The sequence below is a fragment of the Ralstonia sp. UBA689 genome (genome assembly GCF_002298975.1).
GTDB lineage: Bacteria > Pseudomonadota > Gammaproteobacteria > Burkholderiales > Burkholderiaceae > Ralstonia.
Genome location: NZ_DBMV01000006.1, coordinates 1 through 4,706, shown reverse-complemented (window position 1 = coordinate 4,706; position 4,706 = coordinate 1). Strand labels below are relative to the sequence as shown.

Here is a 4,706-nt window from a genome sequence, read left to right as displayed (position 1 = left end):
TTCTTCATTGTCCCATGCTACCCATGGCAGGATGGCCACCGCAATACGGTGACGTCAATTTGAGCCCCGCCCTACTTGGCGATCGGCTACGCTCAACCTGACAATGCCGTGCCGAGCAACATCTTCGATGATCGAAAAGACGAGAGACGCCTGCTCCGGGAGGCTGTTACATAAATGCAGCGGATTGCAACGATTGAATACGGGGACGTGCCGCTTAGACTCAGTGAGCTGGCGATGTTGAACGTTACGTTGCCGCCAGCAGTGGCGGCGCACGTCGCGCGTGGGCAGTGGTGGCACTTGGTCGCGTGGTCCGATAGCGAATCGAACACGCTTGGTTTGTGGTGTCGGGCTGCAGCCGTCGTATTTCCAACCGACAGGATCTGGGGATTCGATATTGAATTGTTGGGGGCTGCCAAATTTAGCGGTTTTGTTAGGCTGGATGCGGCGCTCGACGGAAAACGAGGCGGTGCGAATATGCTAGAGAGCCATTACAAAAAGCATGCAGAGGATTGGCTGCTTGGGAAAAAGTCTCAGTTATCGGAAATCTTTGGTCATCGCATTGATGTGAACTATTTGGGCACTGATTATTGATGGGCGCATCGATATCAATTGGAGTGCCTCCCAGGCCAACATGCTGTAACAGACCAAGCGACCATGTTGCTCAGTCTCTGCGTGCGACCGCGATCTCGACACGGCGGTTCTGCGCGCGTCCCTTCGCGGTCCGATTGTCGCCGATAGGATCGGCGTCTCCCTTGCCCACGGCTTCCAGGCGACTTCCCGGCACCCCGGCAGTCTGCAGCATCTGCATAACCTGGGGGGCACGTCCCTGCGAGAGCGCCTGGTTCGATGCGAACTGGCGGCTCTTGATCGGAATGTTGTCCGTGTAGCCCGCTACCGTCACCTTGCCGGGCACCTTGGCGACCTCAGAGGCGATCTTGGCGATCAGCGGATTCATCGCGGCATTGACGCCAGCGCCGCCCGCCTGGAACATCGAGTCGCCCCCGAACGTCACGGCACTGCGGCTTGCGTCTTCATCGACACTGACCGTGCCGGCGGCGATCTCCGCCTTGAGCAGTTCCTTGAGGTGCAGTGCGGGTGGCGCGGGTGGCGGCGTCATGTGTGCAATGTCCGCCAGTTGCTTCTGCATGCCGTCGGCTTGCATGCTCAGCCGGTACTTGTAATAGCCGAACAGGGCCAGCAGGATGACGGCGTACATCACGACCGCGTACCAGACGGGGATGTCCCACAGCCACCTGCGCTGCTTCTCTGGGTACGGTGCGCTGTGCGGCGACAGCACAATCGGCACTGCGTCGCGGCCGTGCATGATTTCCGCATAGATCCGCGTGCGCACCGCCATGTGCTGGCGCTGGCCATGCGCCCGACGCCGGAATTGGCCTTCAAAGCCGGTGCTCAGCACGCGGTAGATGACCTCCAGCAGGTCCCGGTGCTCTTCCGGCTCGTCCAGCAACCGCCCGATGAGCGCGTAGACTTTTTCGCCGCCGGCCACATCGCGGTGAAAGGTCGACGCCAAGCTCTTTTGCCCCCATTCGCCAGCCAGCATCCGGTCTTTTGCCCAATCGGCTTGCATCGCCGCCTCATCCAGCGCCGTGCACAAACAGTAGCTCGCGCCGATCATGTGATCGCGCCGGATATTTGCCTGGGTGCCCAGCTTGTCAAACGTCCGCACCTCCTGCGCAAGCATCTCGTGCAGCCGAAGGACGCCGTCTGGTCCTAGTTGGCCGGGCATGTCGGCCTGCGCGCGCAGCAGCACGCGCGAGGCTTCGAGCAGGGGATTCTCTGCCTGCCGCACGGCCGCCAGGCGTTGCTCAAAGTCCTCCTCCTCTGGTGAACTCGCTGGAGCGGGGGTGGCCCGCTTGTTCATTCCGTTTCCCGCAGGTACCAGATCACGGCGCCCTGTTCCGTGGTCTCTGGCCCCGGCATCGGCTCGCCCAGTCGCATGCGCACGGTCTTCTTCAGGAACGGATTGAACCACTCGCCGTCACGCGGGCACGGCTCGCCCGGCAGCGCCCGGAGCACCCGCACGCGCGGCAGCTCCGTCGGCGGCGGCGGCTCCGGCTCGACGCTCGGCTGTGCCGCGTACTCGTCCACCGACGTATCGACCGCGTGGTACGTCACCTGGTCCGGGTACGGCGGCCAGATGCCCGGCGCGTCGAACCGCTGGGCCCACAGTTCGCTGGTGCGCCCATTGAAATGAATGGCGCCTGTCATCGAGCCGGTATGGAAGCTGGGCATGGGCGAGAGCCGCACCGGCTTGAGCGCATCACTCACCGCCTTGTACAAGGGCGGGATGCCATCCGGGACCGGCCCCAGCGTCGGCTGGTCGCCCGCCTGTGCGACGTACGCGGTTCCTGCCCGCCACACCTGCATGCCCGGCGTCTGGCTCAACTGCGTCCAGTCGTCCAGCGACAGCGTGGTCGGAAATTCCCGGTCGAAGATCGTCAGCCAGTTCGCGCCCTTCAGATGACGCTGCAAGTGATCGATAAACGAATAGCCCGACGACACCACATCCAACCCAAAATACCGCTGCTGAAGATCGAATTCGCCGTCCTGTGCTTCCCCCTCGTCTTGCGGCAGGAGTGATGCCAGCCCGGCGAGACCATGCCACGGCTTCAACTGTTCGCAGCAGTAGCGCACGAAGTCTGTGAACAGTGCCGGGTTGCCCCGCGGCCCATACGCTGCATCGATGGGCATCGCGAAACTCAGCCATGACAGGGGGTTCCGCACCGCGATTTCCCATTGCCTTGTCGTTAGCACCGCCATGTAGCAGTCGCTCGCCTCGTCCGCCGATTTCCCACCCGAGATGCGCCAATCCAGCGCATCGTCTGCATCCATCGTCGCGATGTAATCGGGCAGCGACGGCACAGGCTTCTTGCCGCCAAAACGCACCTCGCTCCGGCTCACATCGTCGTTGGGCAGCACCCATTGCAAGCGCGTACCGAACAACTGCTGGAAGCGCTCGAAGCAGTTGGCGATCGCCAGCCGGGTGGCATGTTGCTCGCCATGCCAAAAGTAGAAGGTGCCCGCCAGTCCCACGCACACCTTGACCGTCTTGTGATCGTCGGTCGTGTAGGTCAGGTCGTCGCGGTACTTCTCATATTGCGTCCAGAGATCCATGTCTGCCTCGTGTCTTGATTCATTGCGCGGCGAGTTCGGCCACGCCGCCCACCGCCAGCAGGGTCAGTAGCACCGGGCCACCAATTGTCACCGCCACATACGCCACCGCCAGCGCGCCCACGGCCGCGGCCCCGGTGCGCAGCACGTCGGCCAGTGGCACCGGCTCGGAAGCCACGGAGGCAGGTTGACGCCCGCCCGCTGTTGCATTATCCCGCTTGCGCCGCATCCACTCACTCATGTCCGGCACCACGGTCTTCTGAGGCAGCTTGCCCGTCGCCGGCGCCCGCGCCTTCTCCGGCTCGCCCTCCCGGCACTTGCACAAGGTCGGCGACAGTTCTTTCACGCGATCCTTGCCGCCTGCGATCAATTCATAGTCTCTTCGTTGGTCACTGCGCCACCGATCCCCCGGAAACTTGATCTCGACCACGAATTCGATATTGCGCTGGCTTAAATCGAAGTCGTGCATGTTCTTCACGATCACCACATCGGGGATGCGCAGCATGCCCTTCTGCGCTCGGCCGGTCAGTTTTGCCAAGTCGAACGCCTTCTCCAGATCGGCCGTGTCCACGCCCAACGGAAACTGCAGCGGCGTGTTTCGCTTGAGGCCAGCCATGATCGGCGAGGGAGGATCGTTGACCATGTTGTAGCCAACCTCGCCTTTGTACTTCCACACCTGATGCGCGTTATCGCATTCGAGACGGATGGCCATCGTCGCGCAGCGCTGCTTGAGCTTGTGGCCTTTGTTGGAGATGATCGGCGCACGGTTGCACGCGCAAATATGGGCACAAAGATAAGCGGTGTCGTCGGGCGGCAACACTGGAATGGTCTTGCCCCTTGGCTGGGGCAAGGTGCGCGAGTTGCCGATAGGGCGATGGACGGGTTCAGCCATGAGATCGGTGCAGTGGAATTAAACGGACTCGCCCAGCACGTTGAGGTGCCGGACGTGATATTGGTCGGGTTCGTCCTGCGCAGCAGGTGTCGTCACAATCACCGGCTTGCTCGTGGGGGTCCGCACCTGGGCGCTATGGCCGCGCGAATCGCTCACGCCCTCGATGACGTGGCCCTCGCCGGCGTCAAGCCGATACGGGAAATCTGCCACCGGCTGGCCCGTCGTATGATCCACAAAGGCCACCCATTCGCTGGTCAGTTCGCCCGTCGGCAACTCTGGCAGCACCAACGGCCGCGCCTGCGGCCCCAGCCCCTGGTGATTGGCCGCATGCACCAAGTGCTGCCCCTTGGTGTAAACGAAGACCCCATCGGGCGTGATCTCCACTTCCGACCCCCCGCCATTCAGGCGGATGCCCTGCTTGGCGAGGATCTCGATCCAGTCCTTGGTGCTCATGAGCTTGAGCACGCGCTCGGCAATCAACTCCATCCGATCGCGCTGCGCTTCGATGTGCACCTTGCCCGAGGCCGCGATCAGCTTGATACCCAGCTTGTGCACGAACAGCGCAAAGGCGTTGGCCACGCTCGCATACACCGACTTGCCCACCGCCAGACCAACGTGCCCGCCCGTGCTCACCGCCAGATGCTCATCGCTTGCCAGATGGGTGCTGCCCGCCGTGCTCACC

General features: G+C 62.7%; 5 protein-coding genes. 1 reads left to right on the top strand and 4 read right to left on the bottom strand.

Translation table 11 applies throughout. The features are described from left to right. The first annotated feature begins 174 nt into the window (after positions 1-174). Positions 175-591: a hypothetical protein gene (locus tag B4F51_RS03240; protein WP_296223651.1), complete on the top strand. Its 417-nt coding sequence runs from the start codon at positions 175-177 to the stop codon at positions 589-591. Positions 592-661: 70 nt separating this feature from the next. On the opposite strand, the gene tssL is transcribed toward B4F51_RS03240, so the two are convergent. The 4 genes from tssL to B4F51_RS03220 form a co-directional block, all read right to left on the bottom strand. Continuing rightward, positions 662-1,882, bottom strand: coding sequence for a type VI secretion system protein TssL, long form (tssL, locus tag B4F51_RS03235; RefSeq protein ID WP_296223650.1), 1,221 nt, complete (start codon positions 1,880-1,882; stop codon positions 662-664). Beyond that, complete coding sequence (locus B4F51_RS03230) at positions 1,879-3,135, bottom strand: type VI immunity family protein (protein ID WP_296223649.1); 1,257 nt, start codon at positions 3,133-3,135, stop codon at positions 1,879-1,881. Before B4F51_RS03230 ends, tssL begins: the two co-directional genes overlap by 4 nt. Positions 3,136-3,154: 19 nt before the next feature. Then, on the bottom strand, positions 3,155-4,024 hold the full coding sequence (locus B4F51_RS03225; protein ID WP_296223648.1) for a VRR-NUC domain-containing protein: 870 nt from the start codon (positions 4,022-4,024) through the stop codon (positions 3,155-3,157). A gap of 18 nt (positions 4,025-4,042) precedes the next feature. Then, a partial coding sequence (locus B4F51_RS03220) for a DUF2345 domain-containing protein (protein WP_296223647.1) occupies positions 4,043-4,706 on the bottom strand: 664 nt, incomplete at its 5' end.